Here is a 19,232-nt window from a genome sequence, read left to right as displayed (position 1 = left end):
AGATCCACGACAGATGAGCACTTCCCAACCCGCACGCCAGCTGCTGCCCGGCCTGTTGGCCATCTCCTGCGCCCTGCCCGTCTACGCCGCCGACACCGGTGGATTCATGGAGGACGCCAAGGCCAGCCTCAACCTGCGCAATTTCTACATCAACCGAAATTTCGTCCACCCAGCCCATCCGCAAGGCAAGGCCGAAGAATGGACCCAGAGCTTCATCCTCGATGCACGTTCCGGTTTCACCCAGGGCACCGTCGGTTTTGGGGTCGACGTACTGGGCCTGTACTCGGTCAAGCTCGATGGTGGCAAAGGCACCACCAACACCCAATTGCTGCCGGTGCACGATGACGGCCGTCCCGCTGACGACTTTGGCCGCCTGGGCGTGGCCCTGAAAGCCAAGCTGTCGCAAACTGAGCTCAAGGTCGGCGAATGGATGCCGGTACTGCCGATCCTGCGCTCGGACGATGGCCGCTCGCTGCCTCAGACCTTCCGCGGTGGCCAGATCACTTCGAAAGAGATCGACGGGCTGACCCTGTATGGCGGCCAGTTCCGCGCCAACAGCCCGCGTAACGACGCCAGCATGGAAGACATGTCGATGACCGGCCGCGCGGCGGTCACATCCGATCGTTTCAACTTCGCAGGTGGTGAATACACCTTCAACGACAAGCGCACCATGGTCGGCCTGTGGGACGCTCAACTCAAAGACATCTACCGCCAGCAATACCTGAACCTGGTGCACAGCCAACCGCTTGGCGACTGGACCTTGGGCGCCAACCTCGGCTACTTCTGGGGTAAGGAAGATGGCTCCGAGCGCGCAGGGCAACTGGACAACCGCACGGCGTCGGCGATGCTCTCAGCCCGCTACAAGGGCAACACCTTCTACGTTGGCCTGCAAAAAGTCAGTGGCGACAACGCCTGGATGCGTGTCAACGGCACCAGTGGCGGCACCCTGGCCAACGACAGCTACAACTCAAGCTTCGACAATGCCAAGGAACGTTCCTGGCAGGTGCGCCACGACTTCAACTTCGTCAGCGTAGGTATCCCCGGCCTAACGCTGATGAACCGCTACATCAAGGGTGATAACGTCACCAGCGGCGTGGTGACCGATGGCAAGGAATGGGCGCGCGAGAGCGAGCTGGCCTATGTGATCCAGTCGGGCACCTTCAAGGACCTGTCCGTGAAATGGCGCAACTCCACCATGCGCCGCGACTTCAGCACCAACTCGTTCGACGAGAACCGCTTGATCGTAAGCTACCCGCTGAATCTTCTCTGAACCCCAGGCCTCTACGCGGGTTGCCCGCGCAGAGGCCTGCCGGCCCTGCGTTCGTTGTACTTTTGCTCGGTACATTGCGCGACGTCGATTGCTCCCAGCACGCTGCTGCCATTCGCTCTGCTGATGATGGTGGCCGCTGCAGGCTATTCTCAGCTATATCGAGATATCGGCCACACAGGGAGGAACAACAATGAAAAACCTCGTCGAACACCTGAGCCAATACGCCAACTACCACCGCGACCCGCGCAACATCGCCACCCACTTCGTCGGCATCCCGCTGATAGTGGTCGCTGTCACGGTCCTGATGTCGCGACCCGGCTGGGAGCTGGCGGGAATATGGTTGTCCCCTGCCCTGCTTGGCGCGGCGGCTTCGGTGTGGTTCTACCTGCGCCTGGACGTGCGCTTTGGCCTGGTGATGGGCCTGCTGCTCGGGGTGTGCTTATGGATCGGCCAGGCACTGGCCATGCAATCGACCGCCGTGTGGCTCAGTGCCGGGCTGGGGACTTTCGTGGTGGGCTGGATCATTCAGTTCGTCGGGCATTACTACGAAGGCCGCAAACCTGCATTCGTCGACGATATCAGCGGGCTGATCATAGGCCCGCTGTTCGTGGTCGCTGAAGCAGCATTCATGCTGGGTCTGTGCCCGGCGTTGAAGCAAGCGGTAGAAGCCAATGCCGGGCCGGTGGCCATGCGCGGGGCTTAGCCGCGCGATTCCACGCCCAACTCGTCCCACACCGATTCGGCCAGGTGGAACGTGGCATTGGCCGCTGGAATGCCGCAATAGATCGCACTCTGCATCAGCACTTCCTTGATCTCATCGCGGGTCACGCCGTTGTTGGCCGCTGCACGCAAGTGCAGCTTGAGCTCGTCGTTGCGGTTCATGCCGATCAACATGGCGATGGTGATCAGGCTACGGGTATGCCGTGGCAAGCCCGGGCGGGTCCAGATATCACCCCAGGCATGACGGGTGATCATTTCCTGAAACTCGCCGTTGAAGCCGTTGAGTTTCTCGAGGCTGCGGTCGACGTGGGCGTCACCCAGCACTGCACGGCGTACCTGCATGCCGGCGTCGTAGCGTTGTTTCTCATCCATGGCCAATCCCTCAGCGAGCCAGCAGGAAGTCGAGCACCCGGCGGCTGAACGCCTCGCCGATCTCGACATTGGATAGGTGCGCAGCTGGGAACTCAGCATAGGTGGCACCGATGATGCCGGCCTGCATGAAGCGGCCATGTTCGGGGGTGGTGACCACGTCCTCGGTACCGGCAACGATCAACGTAGCGACCTGAATACGGCCCAATTGCTCACGAAAATCAGCGTCGCGAACCGCCGCACAGTTGGCCGCATAACCCTCGGGGCTGGTCTGCGCGAGCATCTGGCAGATGCGCTGGGCCTGCTGTGGCTGCTGCTCGGCGAATGCCGGGGTGAACCAGCGGGCGATGGAGGCATCGCGCAGATCGACCATCGCTTGCTGACCGCCTTTGAGCACGGTGTCGATACGTGTATTCCACACCTCATCGTTGCCGATCTTCGCTGCGGTGTTGCAAAGCGTCAGGCTATGCAGGCGGGCGCCGGCATGAATGCCCAGCCACTGGCCGATCAGGCCGCCCATGGACAGGCCTACGAAATGCGCATGCTCGATGCCCAGTGCATCGAGCAGTGCCAGCACATCCTTGCCCAACTGCTCGATGCTGTAAGGCCCTTCGGTGACTTGCGAGCCACCGTGGCCGCGGGTGTCGTAGCGCAGCACCCGGAAATGCTCGCTCCACAGCGGGATCTGACTGTCCCACATGCCAAGGTCGGTACCCAGCGAGTTGGACAATACCAGCACCGGGGCATCGGCCGGGCCGTCAAGTTGGTAGTTCAGTACGCCATCGGCCAGTTGCACATGCGCCACAGCGATCTCCTTCAGGCAGTCAAACGTTGATGTTCGGCCACGGCGCGCGCCACCCAGACGCGGGCCTGGCCAAGATAATGAGCAGGATCGAGCAGGCGGTCGAGTTCCTCGGCGCTCAGCTCGGCACTGACCTGCGGCTCATCACCCAGTACCGCGCGCAGGTGACGTTGTTCGGCCACTGCCCGCTGACAGCACTGCTCCAGCAAATGGTGGGCGCGGTCACGACCCAGGCGCTGAGCGAGGACAATGCTGACCGCTTCAGCCAGCACCAGCCCTTGGGTCAGGTCCAGGTTGCGACGCATACGCTCGGCATCCACCTCCATACCCTCGGCAATTACCTGGGCCTGGCGCAAAGCGCCAGAGACCAGGCAGCAGATGTCCGGCAGGGTTTCCCATTCCGCATGCCACAGGCCAAGGCTGCGTTCGTGCTCCTGGGGCATGGCGGCATACAAAGTCGAAAGCAGGCCAGGAACCCGCGTAGCGGCGCCGATCAGCACCGCCGCGCCCACTGGGTTGCGCTTGTGTGGCATGGTCGACGACCCGCCCTTGCCCGGCGCCGAAGGCTCGAACACCTCACCGGCTTCGGTCTGCATCAGCAGGCTGATATCGCGACCGAACTTGCCCAGGCTACCGGCCACCAGGCCCAATACCGACGCGAACTCCACCAGGCGATCACGCTGGGTGTGCCAAGGCTGTTCAGGCAACGCCAGTTTGAGTTGCGCGGCAAGCCCTTCAGCTACCGGCAGGGCTTTGTTGCCCAGCGCGGCCAGGCTCCCGGAAGCGCCGCCGAACTGCAGCACCAGTAAACGCGGGCGCAATTGCTGCAGGCGTTGGCGATGTCGGGTCAGGGCCCCGAGCACCCCAGCCAGCTTCATGCCCAGAGTGACAGGCGTGGCATGCTGCAGCCAGGTACGGCCCACCAGCGGTGTATCGGCATGCAGCAACGCCTGTCGGGCCAGCGTATCGGCCAGCTTGCCAAGATCGGTTTCGATCAGCTCCAGGGCATCGCGCAACTGTAGAACCAGCCCGGTATCCATCGCATCCTGGCTGGTGGCGCCCAAGTGCACGTAACGCTCGGCTTCCGGCACACCACTGGCGATTACCTTGCCCAGTGCCTTGACCAATGGGATTGCCGAATTGCCAGCGGTAGCAATGGCATCGGCCAGGGCACGCACATCATAGCGCTCAGCGTGACAGGCGGCCTCGATGGCCGCCACGGCGCTGTGCGGGACCAAACCGGCATCGGCTTCGGCACGGGCCAGTGCGGCCTCGAAATCGAGCATGCCCTGCAAGCGCCCGCGATCGGAGAAGACCTCGCGCATGGCCGGGGCGGTGAAATAGGCGTCGAACAGTTGGTTGCTCATGCAACGTCCTTAGTCATCGTGGTGCAGGTATTTCGCCTGTTTCGGCAGGCGCAAGCTGAACAGGAAGGCTATCGCCATCATGGCCGTCACATACCAGTAGAAGGTGTTTTCCATGCCCATGGTCTTCAGGCCCAGGGCGACGTACTCGGCCGAGCCACCGAACACTGCGTTGGCCACGGCGTAAGCAAGGCCCACGCCCAGCGCACGCACCTGAGGCGGGAACATCTCGGCCTTCACCAGGCCACTGATCGAGGTGTAGAAGCTGACAATGCACAGCGCCAGGGTGATCAGCACGAAGGCCATGAATGGGCTGCTCACGGTTTTGAGCGCCATCAGCAGCGGGACGGTAAAGAGCGTTCCCAGCGCACCGAAAAGCAACATCGAATTTCGTCGGCCGATGCGGTCGGAGAGCATGCCGAAGAACGGTTGCATCACCATGTACAGGAACAGCGCCCCGGTCATCACGAAACTGGCGGTCTTGGCGTTCATCCCTGCCGTGTTGACCAGGTACTTCTGCATGTAGGTAGTGAAGGTATAGAAGATCAGCGAACCACCTGCGGTGTAGCCCAGCACGGTGATGAAGGCTGCAGTGTGGTTGCGGAACAACCCCTTGATCGAACCTGCGTCCTTGTCCTTGCGGGTTTCGGCGCTGCTGGTTTCATGCAGCGAGCGGCGCAGCATCAGTGAGATAAGCGCAGCGATGGCTCCGACCACGAACGGGATACGCCAGCCCCACGCCCGCAGTTCCTCGTCGCTCAGCAGCTGCTGCATGACCACCACCACCAGCACGGCCAACAACTGGCCGCCAATCAGGGTCACGTACTGGAACGATGCGTAGAAGCCACGCTGACCACGCAAAGCCACCTCACTCATGTAGGTGGCGGTGGTGCCATACTCGCCCCCCACCGACAGCCCTTGGATCAACCGCGCCAGCAACAGCAGCGCCGGGGCCCAAGCACCGATGCTGGCATAGGTTGGTAGGCAGGCGATCATGAGCGAGCCGAAGCACATCATCAGCACTGAGATCATCAGGGAGTTCTTGCGCCCATGACGGTCGGCCAGCCGCCCGAACAACCAGCCGCCGATCGGGCGCATCAGAAAGCCTGCAGCGAATACACCGGCGGTATTGAGCAGTTGCACGGTCGGGTCGCCGGAAGGGAAGAACGAGGCGGCAAAGTAGATTGCGCTGAAGGCATAGACGTAGAAGTCGAACCATTCCACCAGGTTGCCTGATGAGGCGCCGACGATGGCGAAGATGCGCTTGCTGCGCTCTTCACCGGTGTAATGAGTTGAGGTCATGGCGTGTTTACTCCTGATAGGTTGCAGGTAAGTCTAGACACACCTGGTAACACCTCGTTCAGCCTGCGGGATGGCCCTGGGCCTGCCCGAAAAGTACCGGCCTCTTCACGCCGGTTTGAAGTCAGGATGATCACGCCACACAGCAGGAGGCGTGGTTCCTCTGCGAAGCGTGTTCACCAGGACATCGAAACGTCGCGAAAAGGCCGCTACCGGTCAAACCCGTTCGATGGCCAGCGCCAACCCTTGGCCGACGCCCACGCACATGGTCGCCAGGCCTTTACGGCCGCCGCTCTTCTCCAACTGATGCAGCGCAGTCAACACCAGGCGCGCACCGCTCATGCCCAGTGGGTGGCCCAGGGCGATCGCGCCGCCATTGGGGTTGACCTGCGGCGCATCGTCGGCCACACCCAGCTCACGAAGCACTGCCAGGCCCTGGCTGGCGAACGCTTCATTGAGCTCGATCACATCAAAGTCGCTGACCGCAACACCCAGGCGCTCAGTCAGTTTACGCACCGCTGGCACCGGGCCAATGCCCATCACCCGCGGGGCAACACCGGCGCTGGCCATGCCCAGTACCCGAGCACGTGGGGTGAGGCCATGCTTTTTCACGGCTTCAGCCGATGCCAGAATCAAAGCGGCGGCACCATCGTTCACGCCCGAGGCGTTGCCTGCGGTGACGGTCTTGTCCGGGCCATTGACCGGTTTGAGCTTGGTCAGTGCTTCCAAGGTGGTCTCAGGGCGCAGGTGCTCGTCGCGTTCGACGACGGTTTCGCCCTTCTTGTGAGCGATACGCACAGGCACGATTTCCTCGTCGAAGAAGCCCGCAGCCTGAGCAGCAGCCGCTTTCTGCTGGCTGCGCAAGGCAAACGCGTCTTGGTCGGCGCGGGAAACCTGATAGTCGTCAGCCACGTTGTCGGCGGTTTGCGGCATGGAATCGACACCATACTGGCTCTTCATCAACGGGTTGATAAACCGCCAGCCGATGGTGGTGTCCTCAAGTTTCATGTTGCGCGAGTAGCCGCTTTCGGCTTTGCCCATGACGAATGGCGCACGCGACATCGATTCGACGCCGCCAGCGATTGCCAGCTCCATCTCGCCACTGGCAATGGCACGGAAGGCAGTGCCGATGGCGTCCATTCCAGAGGCGCATAGACGGTTCAAGGTCACCCCAGGAATGCTCTGCGGCAAGCCGGCCAGCAGCAGGGCCATACGCGCGACGTTGCGGTTGTCTTCACCGGCCTGGTTGGCACAGCCGAAGAACACCTCGTCAAGCTGGTCCCACTGCACCGATGGGTTGCGATCGATCAGCGCCTTAAGCGGGATCGCCGCCAGGTCGTCGGCGCGCACGCCGGCCAGGGCGCCGCCGAAGCGGCCGATCGGGGTGCGGATGGCGTCACAGATAAATACTTCACGCATCAGGCTTCTCCTGCCAGGGGTGCTACGTTGGGTCCAGATTAAGGAGACAGGGGGGGCGCTTACAATTCGATAATCGACTATTGGTGCGATTATCGAACCAAATGTTGCCCTGCTATCGGTCTTTCAAAGGGGCTGCGTCAGCAGCCCCCGCCGGATCAAGTGGCGTCAGCGTGGCTTACCAGGCCTTTGACGATCACGCCGACCGTCGCCAGTGCCGCGGGCACCAACAAGGCCGTCAGCACCTGCTCGAAGTTCCAGCCCAGCCCCAACAGCGTGGCGCCGCTCCAGGCACCCAGAATGGCCCCGAAGCGCCCGATCCCCAACATCCACGATACGCCTGTGGCGCGCGCCTGGGTTGGGTAGAAACGTGCTGCCAGCGACGGCATGGCCGATTGCGCACCGTTAACGCACATGCCAGCAACCAGCACCAGGGTTGCGAGCACCGTGATGTTGCCCAAGCTTTGACCCACTGCGTAGGCGAACACCCCCGCCAGCAGGTAGAAAATGCCGATGACCTTGTGCGGGTTGAATCGGTCCATGGCCCAACCCACCGCGACTGCGCTGAGTACACCACCGAACTGGAACAGCGCACCGATGAACGCGGCCTGCTCCATGCTTGCGCCGCTGTCGCGCATCAGCGTCGGCAACCAGCTGGTCAACAGGTAAACGATCACCAGCCCCATGAAGTAGGTCAGCCATAGCAACACGGTGCCCAGGCCATAGGTGCCGGAGAAGATCACCGCGAACACGTTGCGGGCAGCTACGGCCTTCTGCTCAGGCACGCTGAAACTGGCGGCCTGCGCGATCACCGACGGGGCAATAGGCGCCAAGGTCTTGCGCACCTTGTCGGTACCGCGATTACGCACTACCAAAAAGCGCGCCGACTCCGGCAGCCACACCATCAGCACTACCACCAGCAGCAGCGGCAGCACGCCGCCGACCACCAGCAGGCTATGCCAGCCGTAGACTGGGATCATCTTCGCAGAGATGAACCCGCCACCGGCCATGCCGAGGTTGAAGCCGCAGAACATGCTGGTCACCAGCAGCGACTTGAGACGCTCTGGGGTGTATTCGGACAGCAGCGTGGTGGCATTGGGCATGCCGGCGCCCAGGCCCAGGCCCGTCAGAAAGCGCAATACCAGCAGCTGATCGACGTTGCTGGCATAGGCAGAAGCCAGACTGAAACCACCGAACACCAGCACCGCGCCTACCAGCACGCCCTTGCGTCCGAAGCGGTCGGCCAGCGGCCCCGAACCCAAGGCACCGAATACCATGCCGATCAATGCGGCACTCATCACCGGGCCCAGGCTGGCGCGGTCGATGCCCCACTCCTGGGACAAGGCGGGCGCAATGAAGCCCATGGCCGCAGTATCGAGGCCATCGAGGAAAACGATCAGGAAGCAGAGGATCACCACACGCCACTGATAGCGTGAAAGGGGTTGTTCATTGATGAACGACTGGACGTCGAGATTGTTCCCGACAGCATGGGGTTGGTTCATTGTTGTTATCCAGAATGTGGGCACGGTTGGGCCTGTGCACTTGGCAAACAGTACAGGGCTTCAATAGCGATGCAGGGCGGCCTGAGTCAGCCTGGATACAACGGAACTGCAAACGGGTGCGGCCGCAGCAGTTGAGTGACAGTGGTCATGGAATGCGCCTCGAATGTTTTTCTTGTATCGGTCGGCTGTGCCGACCGTTGCGAGAGACATTAATCAGCGTTTGGGGGAGGCGCAATTCACCGGGAGCGACACTGTGCGTTTATCGAACAGGAAACCTCGACATCGCTTCGTCAACCGAACAACTGATGGCAAAGGTCACGGCTGGCCGCCAACAGAATGGGCAGGAAACGCTGCTCCAGCTCGCTACGGGTAACGCGCCCGACGTGTGTGCTGACATTCAGCGCCGCCAATACTTGGCCAGAGGCATCATAGATCGGCACTGCGATCGACCGCAGGCCCTGCTCGAGTTCCTGATCCACCACACACCAGCCCTGCTCGCGCACCTGCTGAATGCAGGCGAACAATGAATCAGGGTCGTTCAGGGTGCGGCTGGTACGGGCCTTGAGGTCTGCACGCTCGAGGTATTCGCGCAGGCTGGTGTCGTCCATCGCCGCCAGCAAAATCCGCCCCATGGATGTGCAATAGGCCGGCAAACGCCCGCCTACCGACAGGTCCACCGAAATCAGCCGCTCCACCGTGGCCGAACGAGCTATATAAAGAATGTCGTCGCCTTCCAGAGTGGCCATGTTGGCTGCTTCGTGCAACTGATCACTGATGCGGTCCAGATAGGGCTGAGCCGAGACCGCCAGTGGTGTGGACGAGAGGTAGGCGTGGCCCAAGGTCAACACTTTGGGCAGCAGCGAATAAGTCCGTCCATTCGTGGTGGCGTAGCCCAATTTGATCAGCGTGTGCAGGCAGCGACGCACGGCCGCCCTGGGGATTTCGGTGCGATGGCTGATCTGCGCGATGGTCAGGTGGCGCTTGCGCTCCTGAAAAGCCTGGATAACTGCCAGCCCGCGGGCCAGTGAGGTCATGAAATCCGGGTCACCAGTAAATGCCTGGATACGCTTGGCAGGTGACGCCACGATAGGCGGCGCCAGCGCCGTAAGGCTCGGCCGCACAGGCTCTGGGTTGGCGTGGTCATAGGCGGTGGTTTCGTCGTTCATCGCGCACCTCAAATAAATCGCTAGCTCGTGCGATTATCGAACGAACGGCCGATAATCGCAATTGACCGCTGACAAATTTACTTATACCTTTCTCCTGCCACATGTGGCTTCTTTGGAGAGACTGGTCAGGTACCCACCGTCGAAGTCCCAGGCAACGGCCTCGCCTAGTGCGGGGCCGTTTTATTTCTGTTGTCGCAAAAAACTTTTACGAACTCTCACAGCCTTGCCTGCTCAAAGTTTGTACGGCCGATAACTGGCCTTGAAAGTTTGCACGCATTTGCGTAAATAGCCTTACTGGCAAAGCAGTAGTTGTCATGTTCGGATCCCGGCTGGGATGCGCTCCTGCGTGACTGAATACTGGCGTCAGCCCTTAGTCTGCCTATACATGCGGCGAACGCCTGGGCAACTTACGCTTGCTTGCAATATCACTCACAATCACTCATTAAGGTACTACTGTGACGAAAGAAGAACTGCGCGCGGAACTCGAGCGCCAGGCTGAACGTTACACGGAAGTTTATGGTGGTGAAGTCACCACTTATGCGGCGCAACCGGAGCCGGATCGCAAACCCTGGCGTAAACGCGCTACCGTTCAGGACCAGGCCTTCAGCCAGGAACTCGAAAAAATGGAAAAGGAGCTGCGTGGCGAACACCCCTGAATGGCCGAGGTGTTAACAGCAGCATTGCACCGGATCACCCTGGCCAAGGCCGATCATTATCCAAAGGCTGAGCATGAAATGGAATTACACAAATTTCATACGCTCGTTTGAATTTTGTTTAAGTATGGTTTTTCTCGGTAGATGGGCGATTTTTCCACCTTTTGATGGGTTTTAAGGGATTTTCCTACACTCGACCAAGGGAGCTTCCGGGGTAAGAAGCCGCTCAGACTGCTGTGACCGGTCTTCAGCGGGTGCATCGATTGCCAAGGTTTTCTGGCATAATCCGCCCCCCCTATGACCGCCAGACAACCTTCATGATCGATTTATTCAGCGGACTGGATGCCTGGGTGTTGGTGAGCTTGCTACTCGCCTTGACCTTCGTGCTCGCATTCGAGTTCATCAATGGCTTTCATGACACCGCCAACGCGGTAGCCACTGTCATTTATACCAAAGCCATGCCCCCACACCTTGCCGTGTTCTTCTCCGGCATATTCAACTTCTTCGGCGTTTTGCTCGGAGGGGTCGGGGTGGCCTATGCCATCGTGCACCTGCTGCCGGTCGAGCTGCTGATCAACGTGAATACAGGGCATGGCTTGGCCATGGTCTTCTCGTTGCTGGCCGCCGCCATCACCTGGAACCTCGGCACCTGGTACTTCGGCATTCCTGCCTCCAGCTCGCATACGTTGATCGGCTCGATCCTCGGCGTGGGCCTGGCAAATGCGCTGATCAACGACATCCCGCTGGGCGACGGCGTGAACTGGCAGAAGGCGATCGACATCGCCATGTCGCTGGTGGTCTCGCCGATCGCAGGTTTTGCCGTCGCTGCGCTGGTGCTGATTGGCCTTAAGTGGTGGCGCCCGCAGTCGAAGATGCACAAGACGCCAGAACAACGCCGCAAGCTCGACGACAAGAAGCATCCGCCATTCTGGAACCGCCTGGTCCTGGTCATCTCGGCCATGGGCGTGAGCTTCGTACACGGCTCCAACGACGGCCAGAAAGGCATCGGCCTGATCATGCTGGTACTGATCGGTATCGTCCCGGCCAAGTTCGTTCTCGATCTGAACAGCACCACCTATCAGATCGAACGGACCCGCGACGCCACGCTGCACATGAGCCAGTTCTACGAGCGCAACGCTGCCACCTTGGGTGAGTTCCTGGCACTGGGCAAGGCCAAGTCGACCGACCTGCCCGAGCAGTTCAGCTGCAACCCGCAGCAGACCGAACCGACCATTGCTGCGCTGCAGACCTCGCTGCAAGGCGTGACCGACTACCACGCCCTGGATGCCGACAAGCGCGTTGAAGTGCGCCGCTACCTGCTGTGCCTGGATGACACCGCGAAAAAAGTCGGCAAGTTGCCTGGCCTGGATGCCCGCGAAAAGGCAGACCTCGAGAAGCTGCGCAAAGACCTTACCGCGACCACCGAATACGCTCCCTTCTGGGTGATCGTGGCCGTCGCCCTGGCCTTGGGCCTGGGCACCATGGTCGGCTGGAAACGTGTGGTGCTCACCGTCGGAGAGAAGATCGGCAAGCAGGGCATGACCTACGCCCAGGGCATGTCGGCGCAGATCACCGCAGCGTGCGCCATCGGCATGGCCAACGTGTTCGCCCTGCCAGTGTCGACCACCCATGTGCTGTCGTCCGGCGTTGCTGGCACCATGGTCGCCAACAAGAGCGGCCTGCAAGGCGGCACGGTGAAGACCATCCTGCTGGCCTGGGTGCTGACCCTACCTGCTTCGATGGGCCTGGCCGCTGGTCTGTTCTGGCTGGCATCGAAGGCGCTGGCCTAAAAAAGGCACTGCGGGAGCGGCCTTAGCCGTAAAGCATGTAAAGCGGTGCATGGCACCGCTTTACCCGCCAATAGGCAGGCGCGGTTAGAAAAAACCGTTGCTTGCACAATGCCTGCACCGGTCAACCTAACGTTTCTTGCTGCCCAGCAACGAGCCCATAAGCCCGCGCACCAACTGCCGGCCCAGTTGATTGGCCGCCTGGCGCACCGCCGACTTGATCGCCTGCCCCGCCGCACTCTGCAGAAACTCGCCCGCCTTGTCGGCAAAGCTCTCTTCATCGGCCTTAGGCACAGGCACAGGCTCCACCGGCTCACCTTTACGTTGGGTGAGCATTTCGTAGGCCGACTCCCGATCAATGACCTTGTCATACCGCCCAAGCAGGGGTGAAGCCGCAATCAGCGCGCTGCGCTCGGCTGCCGTCAACGGCCCTATCCTCGATTGCGGTGGCGCGATCAGCACCCGCTGAACCACGGCCGGCGTACCTTTGTCTTCCAGCGTGCCGACCAATGCCTCGCCAATCCCCAGCTCTGTCAGCACTGCCAGGCTGTCGAATGCAGGGTTAGGACGAAAGCCATCAGCCACAGCCCTGAGCGATTTCTGCTCTTTGGCGGTAAAAGCGCGCAAGCCGTGCTGGATGCGCAAGCCCAATTGCGCCAATACGCTATCGGGCAGGTCACTGGGCGACTGAGTGACGAAATACACCCCCACGCCCTTCGAGCGAATCAGCCGTACCACCTGCTCAAGGCGGTCCTGCAACGCTTTTGGCGTGCCGTTGAACAACAGGTGTGCCTCATCGAAAAACAGCGCCAGCACCGGCTTTTCGGCATCACCGCGCTCCGGTAGCTGTTCGAAAAGCTCGGCCAGCAGCCACAAGAGGAAGGTGGCATAAACTTTCGGTGCCTCATGCACCAATCGGCTAGCGTCTAGCAAATGGATGCGTCCACGGCCATCGGTGTCAGGCCGAATTAAGTCTTCCAATTGCAGCGCCGGCTCGCCAAACAAGGCTTCAGCGCCTTGCTGCTCCAAGGTGGCCAACCGCCGCAGCAGTGCCTGCGTGGAGCCGGTGGTCATCAACGCGCTGTCTTCGCCGAGCAATTGCGGATCGTCTTTGAGGTGCGCCAACAGGGCTTTGAGGTCTTTCAAGTCAAGCAGCAGCAAGCCTTCACGGTCTGCGAATTTGAAAGCAGCATACAGCGCAGCCTGCTGGCTATCGGTCAGCTCCAGCAGGTTACCCAGCAACAATGGCCCCATCTCGCTGAGGGTGGTGCGCAACGGGTGGCCGGACTGCCCGGCAACATCCCACAGCGACACTGGATAGGCTTTTGCCGTGTAGCCCAGCCACGGCATGCCCGCAATTCGCTCGGCCACTTTGCCGTGGGGCGTGCCTACCGCCCCCAAACCGCACAGGTCGCCTTTGATATCTGCCGCAAACACCGCTACACCCGCGTCGCTGAACACTTCCGCCAGGTGCTGCAGGGTCACCGTCTTGCCAGTCCCGGTGGCGCCAGCGATCAGGCCGTGACGATTGGCAAGGCGCATGGGTTGCTGAACCGGTTGACCGCCCGGATCAGAGCCTACAACTATGGAAGAAATTTCCGACATCTCTTTGAATCCTCGCTCAAGCTTTAGCTTAGTTCAGCCGATACCTTCAGTTGATATTCGCCTAGATAGGACCGGAGCTTTCGAAAAAGGAATTTTCGGGGTGTTGCACCGTCAGCGCCTAGCGCGCGACCGCTCGATAAAAGACCTTAGCGGAACCGATTACGCCATGAACAAAAACCTGCGTTTCAGCCACAAGATTCTGTGGGCTGCCTCTTTGATCGTGATACTTGCCTTCAGCCTGTTCACTTTGTACAACGACTATCTTCAGCGTAATGCAATCCGCGCAGACCTCGAGAACTACCTGGCTGAAATGGGCGAATCCACTTCAACCAACATCCGCAACCTGTTCGATGGCCGGATCAAGCTGGTTGAAAACCTGGCGCAGAACATTGCTCAACAGCCTGCCAATGCCGAAACACTGATGGGCCAGAATGCGTTGACCTCAAGTTTTCTCACGGTCTACCTGGGCAAGGTCGATGGTGGCTTCAGTGTACGCCCCGATGCCAAGATGCCTGATGGCTACGACCCGCGCACCCGGCCCTGGTACAAGGACGGCATGAACGCCCAAGGGGCGATTCTGACCGAGCCCTATATCGACCTGACTACCAACAAGATGGTTATCGGCATCCTGAGCAAGGTCGCAGGCAACGTCGGCGTGGTAGGTGGGGACCTGGCGCTCGATGGCCTGGTGCAGATCATCAACTCGCTCAACTTCGGCGGCATGGGCTATGCCTTCCTGGTCAACGACCAGGGCAAGATCCTGGTTCACCCCGACAAGGATCTGGTGATGAAATCGCTGTCGGACCTGTTCCCGCAGCACACACCGCAACTGTCGGGTGCACTGACAGAAGTGGTCAGCGACGGCCAGGCACGCCTGTTGACCTTCACCCCGATCAAAGGCTTGCCTGCCGCCAACTGGTATATCGGCCTGTCGCTGGACAAGGACAAAGCCTTTGCCATGCTCAGCACCTTCCGCACCTCGGCAGTGATCGCAACCGTGGTGGCCGTGGTGATCATCATTGGCCTGCTCGGCCTACTGATCCGCGTTCTGATGCAGCCGCTGCATACCATGACCCGCGCCATGGAAGACATCGCCGAAGGCGAAGGTGACCTGACCAAGCGCCTGACCATCCACAATCATGACGAATTCGGCATCTTGGGCAAGGCTTTCAACCGCTTCGTCGAGCGTATTCACGGCTCGATCCGTGAAGTGTCCTCGGCTACCGAGCACGTCAACGAAGTCGCCCTGCGGGTAATCAGCGCATCGAACTCGTCGATGGCCAATTCCGACGAACAGTCCAACCGCACCAACAGTGTCGCCGCAGCCATCAATGAGCTGGGCGCGGCTGCTCAGGAAATCGCTGGCAATGCAGCTCAGGCCTCGCAGCATGCAAGCTCTGCACGGTTGTTGGCCGAGGAAGGTCAGCAGGTGGTGGAGCGTAACATCGCGGCGATGAACCGCCTGTCCGACCTGATCGTCACCTCCAGTGCGCACATCGAAACACTTAATAGCAAGACCGTGAACATCGGCCAGATTCTCGAGGTGATCACCAGCATTTCCCAGCAGACCAACCTGCTGGCGCTCAACGCGGCCATCGAAGCTGCACGCGCCGGTGAGGCCGGGCGCGGGTTCGCCGTGGTCGCCGACGAGGTGCGCAACCTGGCCCACCGCACCCAGGAGTCGGCGCAGCAGGTGCAGAGCATGATCGAAGAGCTGCAGGTTGGTGCCCGCGAATCGGTAGATACCATGGGCCAAAGCCAGCGCCACAGCCAGGACAGCATGCAGATCGCCAACCAGGCTGGTGAGCGCCTGGACAGCGTGACGGTGCGCATCGGCGAAATCGACGGCATGAACCAATCGGTAGCCACCGCCACCGAAGAGCAGACGGCGGTGGTCGAGTCGATCAACATGGATATCAATGAGATCAACCTGCTCAATCAGGAAGGCGTCGAGAACTTGCAGGCCACCCTGCGCGCCTGCTCTGATCTGGAACAACAAGCCACTCGCCTCAAGCATCTGGTCGGCAGTTTCCGCATCTGACTGTGTTCCACAGTGCCTGCTTTGCGGGCACTGTCACTAGCCTCTCGCGCTGCATGCTTCGCGGCTCGAGCCGCTCCCTTTCCCGGAGCACGCGCGGCCCGCGTAGGTGCGGGATTACCCGCCAACACCGGCAAAGCCGGTGCCCTACTCCGATCGAACAAACTATCCTTCAGTCAGGTCAATCTTTAGGCGCGTCATCACCGGCCTTAACGGCAGATGACAGACCTGAATACGATCCCGGAGGGATGCTGATCGTGCACATCGCCGACATCACCATGTTCTACGCTCCCGCCAGCGGCGGCGTGCGGACATACCTCGATGCCAAACACCACCGTCTCGGCGCCCTTGCCGGCGTGGAGCACAGCCTTCTGATACCCGGCGCCAGTGCTACTCATGCCGATGGCGTTTATCAGGTCCCCGCGCCACCCCTGCCTTTCGGCAAGGGCTACCGGTTTCCCGTGCGCCTGGCCCCCTGGTGCAATGTGCTGCGCCAGCTGCAGCCAGACCTGATCGAAGTGGGCGACCCCTACCTGACCGCCTGGGCGGCGCTTGAGGCCCGGCGCAAGCTGGACGTCCCGGTGATCGGTTTCTACCACTCAGACTTACCCCTGCTGGTAAGCAACCGCATGGGTAATTGGTTCACACCCAATGCCGAAGCTTATGTCAGCAAACTCTACGGCAACTTCGACCGGGTACTGGCGCCGAGCCTGGTGATGGCCGAAAAGCTGCGCAGGCTGGGGGTGCGTGATGTGCACGTTCAGCGCCTGGGCGTAGACTTGAACACCTTCCACCCTACCCGTCGCGACCCGCAACTGCGTGCCGAGCTGGGCATCGCCGATACCAGCCGCCTGTTGATTTACGCCGGGCGCGGCTCCCGTGAAAAGAACCTGCCCGTCCTGCTGCAATGCATGCAGCATTTGGGGCACCCGTACCACTTGCTGCTGGTGGGCTCGAACATGCCGGCCAATGTGCCCGACAACGTCAGTGTCATGGACCAGTTCCGCCCCCCAGAAGAGGTAGCCCGGCTGATGGCCAGCGCCGACCTGCTGGTGCATGCCGGCGACCAGGAAACCTTTGGCCTGGTGATACTCGAGGCCATGGCCAGCGCCACCCCGGTGGTCGCGGTACGCGCCGGAGCCTTCGGCGAAATCGTCAATGATCAGTGTGGGCAACTGTGCCGGGCTAACGATGCCCAGGCCATGGCCCAGGCAGTGCGCGAAGTGTTCGAAGCAGGCGTGCGCAAGCTCGGCGCCCAGGCGCGCCAGCATGTGGAGCAGCATTATTCGTGGGATCACGTGGTTGATGGCCTGCTGGAGCAATACCAGGCCGTGCTCGGCCACCAGCCGCAGGTGCGCGCCCATGGTTGAGGCCGGCAGCAATTCCACCAGCGTGATGTTGGTGCTGCACGATGTAGCGCCAGAAACCTGGCCCGACTACCAGCCCTTCGTGCAGGCCGTGGACGAGATGGGCAATGTCCCAATGACTTGGCTGGTCGTTCCAGATTTTCATCACCGCAACCTCCTTACCCACTCCCCCGCGTTCTGTCGCCTGCTCGAGCGGCGCCTGGCACGGGGCGACGAGCTGGCGCTGCACGGCCTTTATCATGCCGACGAAGGCCCCGCCCCCCGCAGCCTGGGCGAATACTTCATGCGCCGCGTGTACACCCATGAAGGTGAGTTCTATGGCCTGAACGAAGCGCAAGCGATGCAGCGCCTCGAGCAGGGCTTGGAGGTGTTCAACGCCCAGGGCTGGCCGGTTGCCGGCTTCGTCGCCCCCGCCTGGCTGATGAGCCAAGGTACCCGCCAGGCACTCAGCCAGTTGCCGCTGCGCTACACCAGCACCCCCCAGCACCTGTATCGCTTGCCAGACTTTACCGCCTATGAGGCGCCGGGGCTGGTATGGAGCGCGCGCAGTGCATGGCGCAGAGGGCTTTCGAAAATCGTCAGCGATTGGCAATGCCGCCGCTGGCGCAGTGCCGACACCTTGCGTCTGGGGCTGCACCCGGTGGACATGCGCCACCGCTCATCCCGCGACTACTGGTTGCGAACCCTGGACAAGCTACTGCTGCAAGGCCGTGAACCGCTGACCAAGTCGACCTGGCTGGAGCGCCAGGTGGTCGCATGAACCGCTTCGGCTGGCTGGCACTGGCACTGGCCGGCGCCATGCTGGTGCCGATGCTGTTGGGGGGCAGCGAGCTGTGGCCCAGGCTGATGGCTTTCGATCCGAGCTTGCTGCTGACGCTGCTGGGGATGATTCTGCTGTGTTGGGTCATCAATGCCATGCGCCTACGGCTGTTGCTCGGCCAGCAACGCAAGCAGCTAAGCCACGCCCGCAGCCTCGGTGTGATCATGGCAACGGAGTTCGCCATCTGCACCACCCCAGGTGGCAGCGGCGGCCCGGTCACGCTCATGGCTCTGCTGGCCCGCAACCGCATAGGCCCGGCCCGAAGCGGCGCAGTGTTCGCCGCCGACCAACTCAATGACCTGTTGTTCTTCTTCTGCGCGATGCTGGCAATTGCTGGCTATGCCTTGTTTCATCGCCTTGGTCGAAGCCAGCAAAGCATGTTGTTGGGCAGCGCTCTACTGCTATGCGTCGCCCTGGCCATCATCTTGGCGCTGTTGCGCTATCGCCGCGCGCTGATGCGCCTGAACGGGCGCCTGCTCAAGCGCCTGGGCGTGGCAGGCAGACGCAGGCGCCGCTGGGCTCGTAAGCTGCTGCATTTCATAGCCGCGCTGGCGCAGACCTGGCAATTGCCCAAGCGCACCCTGGCGCTGGTATTCGCCCTCACCTGCGTTCACTGGAGCCTGCGCTACAGCGTGCTGTACCTGGTGCTTCAGGGGCTGGGGGCTGAACTGTCATGGATACCCAGCTTTCTCGTCCAGATGCTCTCGCTCAGTGCCGGGCAATTCAGCTTGTTACCAGGGGGGGCCGGTGCCGCCGAGCTGACCTCGGCCAGCCTGCTGGCACCCCTGGTTGGCAGTTCGACAGCGGCAGCGGCAATCCTGATCTGGCGAGCGATCACGTATTACTTTTATCTGCTGGCGGGCGGGCCGGTATTCGTCTGCCTGGTGGCACGCCCTCTGCTGGAGCGCTGGAGGCGTCAGGCGGGTTGAGCTGGCGCCATAGTTGTTCGGCACCTGGGAACTCGGTGCCGTCCTCTTCGCCCAGCGCCTGGGGGTCATAACGGGCCAGGCAGCCTTCGCCCAAAGTAGGCGGTGGTGAAGCGGTAGGTGAATTA

Annotated in this window: 16 protein-coding genes and 1 pseudogene; 9 read left to right on the top strand and 8 right to left on the bottom strand. The window is 61.3% G+C overall.

The features are described 5' to 3' along the window. Nucleotides 1-13: 13 nt before the first annotated feature. Both ACK59H_RS01705 and ACK59H_RS01700 read left to right on the top strand, forming a co-directional pair. On the top strand, nt 14-1,270 hold the full coding sequence (locus tag ACK59H_RS01705) for an OprD family porin (RefSeq protein ID WP_060478058.1): 1,257 nt from the start codon (nt 14-16) through the stop codon (nt 1,268-1,270). Nucleotides 1,271-1,460: 190 nt separating this feature from the next. Then, a complete protein-coding gene (locus tag ACK59H_RS01700; RefSeq protein WP_409264191.1) occupies nt 1,461-1,973 on the top strand; it encodes a DUF962 domain-containing protein in 513 nt (170 codons plus the stop codon). Here the strand turns inward: ACK59H_RS01700 and pcaC are convergent. From pcaC to pcaR, 7 genes are all read right to left on the bottom strand, one after another. Continuing rightward, the gene (gene pcaC / locus ACK59H_RS01695) at nt 1,970-2,362 is read right to left on the bottom strand and encodes a 4-carboxymuconolactone decarboxylase (RefSeq protein WP_060478060.1); all 393 of its coding nucleotides are present in this window, start codon (nt 2,360-2,362) and stop codon (nt 1,970-1,972) included. The two genes, ACK59H_RS01700 and pcaC, sit on opposite strands and share 4 nt — an antisense overlap. A gap of 10 nt (nt 2,363-2,372) precedes the next feature. Then, the gene (gene pcaD / locus ACK59H_RS01690; RefSeq protein WP_060478061.1) at nt 2,373-3,164 is read right to left on the bottom strand and encodes a 3-oxoadipate enol-lactonase; all 792 of its coding nucleotides are present in this window, start codon (nt 3,162-3,164) and stop codon (nt 2,373-2,375) included. 11 nt (nt 3,165-3,175) lie between these two features. Next, nucleotides 3,176-4,528: a 3-carboxy-cis,cis-muconate cycloisomerase gene (locus ACK59H_RS01685; RefSeq protein WP_060478062.1), complete on the bottom strand. Its 1,353-nt coding sequence runs from the start codon at nt 4,526-4,528 to the stop codon at nt 3,176-3,178. Nucleotides 4,529-4,537: 9 nt separating this feature from the next. Further along, nucleotides 4,538-5,827 carry an MFS family transporter gene (locus ACK59H_RS01680; protein WP_060478063.1) on the bottom strand — a complete coding sequence of 430 codons (1,290 nt, stop codon included), beginning with the start codon at nt 5,825-5,827 and terminating at the stop codon, nt 4,538-4,540. 213 nt (nt 5,828-6,040) lie between these two features. After that, on the bottom strand, nt 6,041-7,246 hold the full coding sequence (gene pcaF, locus ACK59H_RS01675; RefSeq protein ID WP_186477635.1) for a 3-oxoadipyl-CoA thiolase: 1,206 nt from the start codon (nt 7,244-7,246) through the stop codon (nt 6,041-6,043). A 152-nt stretch (nt 7,247-7,398) separates the two neighbouring features. Further along, complete coding sequence (locus ACK59H_RS01670) at nt 7,399-8,742, bottom strand: MFS transporter (RefSeq protein WP_060478065.1); 1,344 nt, start codon at nt 8,740-8,742, stop codon at nt 7,399-7,401. A 290-nt stretch (nt 8,743-9,032) separates the two neighbouring features. Then, nucleotides 9,033-9,908, bottom strand: coding sequence for a pca regulon transcriptional regulator PcaR (gene pcaR / locus ACK59H_RS01665; protein WP_060478066.1), 876 nt, complete (start codon nt 9,906-9,908; stop codon nt 9,033-9,035). 455 nt (nt 9,909-10,363) lie between these two features. Between pcaR and ACK59H_RS01660 the strand changes: the two genes are divergently transcribed. Next, nucleotides 10,364-10,564, top strand: a complete 201-nt coding sequence (locus ACK59H_RS01660) for a hypothetical protein (protein ID WP_060478067.1) — start codon at nt 10,364-10,366, stop codon at nt 10,562-10,564. Between the two features lie 314 nt (nt 10,565-10,878). Further along, on the top strand, nt 10,879-12,351 hold the full coding sequence (locus tag ACK59H_RS01655; protein ID WP_060478068.1) for an inorganic phosphate transporter: 1,473 nt from the start codon (nt 10,879-10,881) through the stop codon (nt 12,349-12,351). A gap of 126 nt (nt 12,352-12,477) precedes the next feature. Here the strand turns inward: ACK59H_RS01655 and ACK59H_RS01650 are convergent, their stop codons facing one another. Further along, nucleotides 12,478-13,953: a helicase HerA-like domain-containing protein gene (locus ACK59H_RS01650; protein WP_060478069.1), complete on the bottom strand. Its 1,476-nt coding sequence runs from the start codon at nt 13,951-13,953 to the stop codon at nt 12,478-12,480. Between ACK59H_RS01650 and ACK59H_RS01645 the strand changes: the two are divergent. The 5 genes and pseudogenes from ACK59H_RS01645 to ACK59H_RS01625 all read left to right on the top strand — a co-directional run. Further along, nucleotides 13,934-15,136, top strand: a pseudogene (locus tag ACK59H_RS01645) (cache domain-containing protein); the annotation flags it as partial. The gene ACK59H_RS01650 and the pseudogene ACK59H_RS01645 overlap by 20 nt on opposite strands. A 93-nt stretch (nt 15,137-15,229) precedes the next feature. Continuing rightward, on the top strand, nt 15,230-15,994 hold the full coding sequence (locus ACK59H_RS01640; RefSeq protein WP_409264222.1) for a methyl-accepting chemotaxis protein: 765 nt from the start codon (nt 15,230-15,232) through the stop codon (nt 15,992-15,994). 245 nt (nt 15,995-16,239) lie between these two features. Further along, the gene (locus tag ACK59H_RS01635) at nt 16,240-17,361 is read left to right on the top strand and encodes a glycosyltransferase family 1 protein (RefSeq protein ID WP_060478070.1); all 1,122 of its coding nucleotides are present in this window, start codon (nt 16,240-16,242) and stop codon (nt 17,359-17,361) included. After that, nucleotides 17,354-18,118, top strand: coding sequence for a DUF2334 domain-containing protein (locus ACK59H_RS01630; RefSeq protein ID WP_060478071.1), 765 nt, complete (start codon nt 17,354-17,356; stop codon nt 18,116-18,118). The genes ACK59H_RS01635 and ACK59H_RS01630 overlap by 8 nt, the downstream gene beginning before the upstream one ends. Further along, nucleotides 18,115-19,107 (top strand): lysylphosphatidylglycerol synthase transmembrane domain-containing protein, encoded by a 993-nt coding sequence (locus tag ACK59H_RS01625; RefSeq protein ID WP_060478072.1) that lies wholly within the window; start codon nt 18,115-18,117, stop codon nt 19,105-19,107. The genes ACK59H_RS01630 and ACK59H_RS01625 overlap by 4 nt, the downstream gene beginning before the upstream one ends. The last annotated feature ends 125 nt before the right edge of the window (nt 19,108-19,232 follow it).

The organism is Pseudomonas sp. KCJK9000, assembly GCF_046230725.1.
Taxonomy (GTDB): domain Bacteria; phylum Pseudomonadota; class Gammaproteobacteria; order Pseudomonadales; family Pseudomonadaceae; genus Aquipseudomonas; species Aquipseudomonas promysalinigenes.
This window is presented reverse-complemented; position numbering and strand designations above follow the sequence as displayed.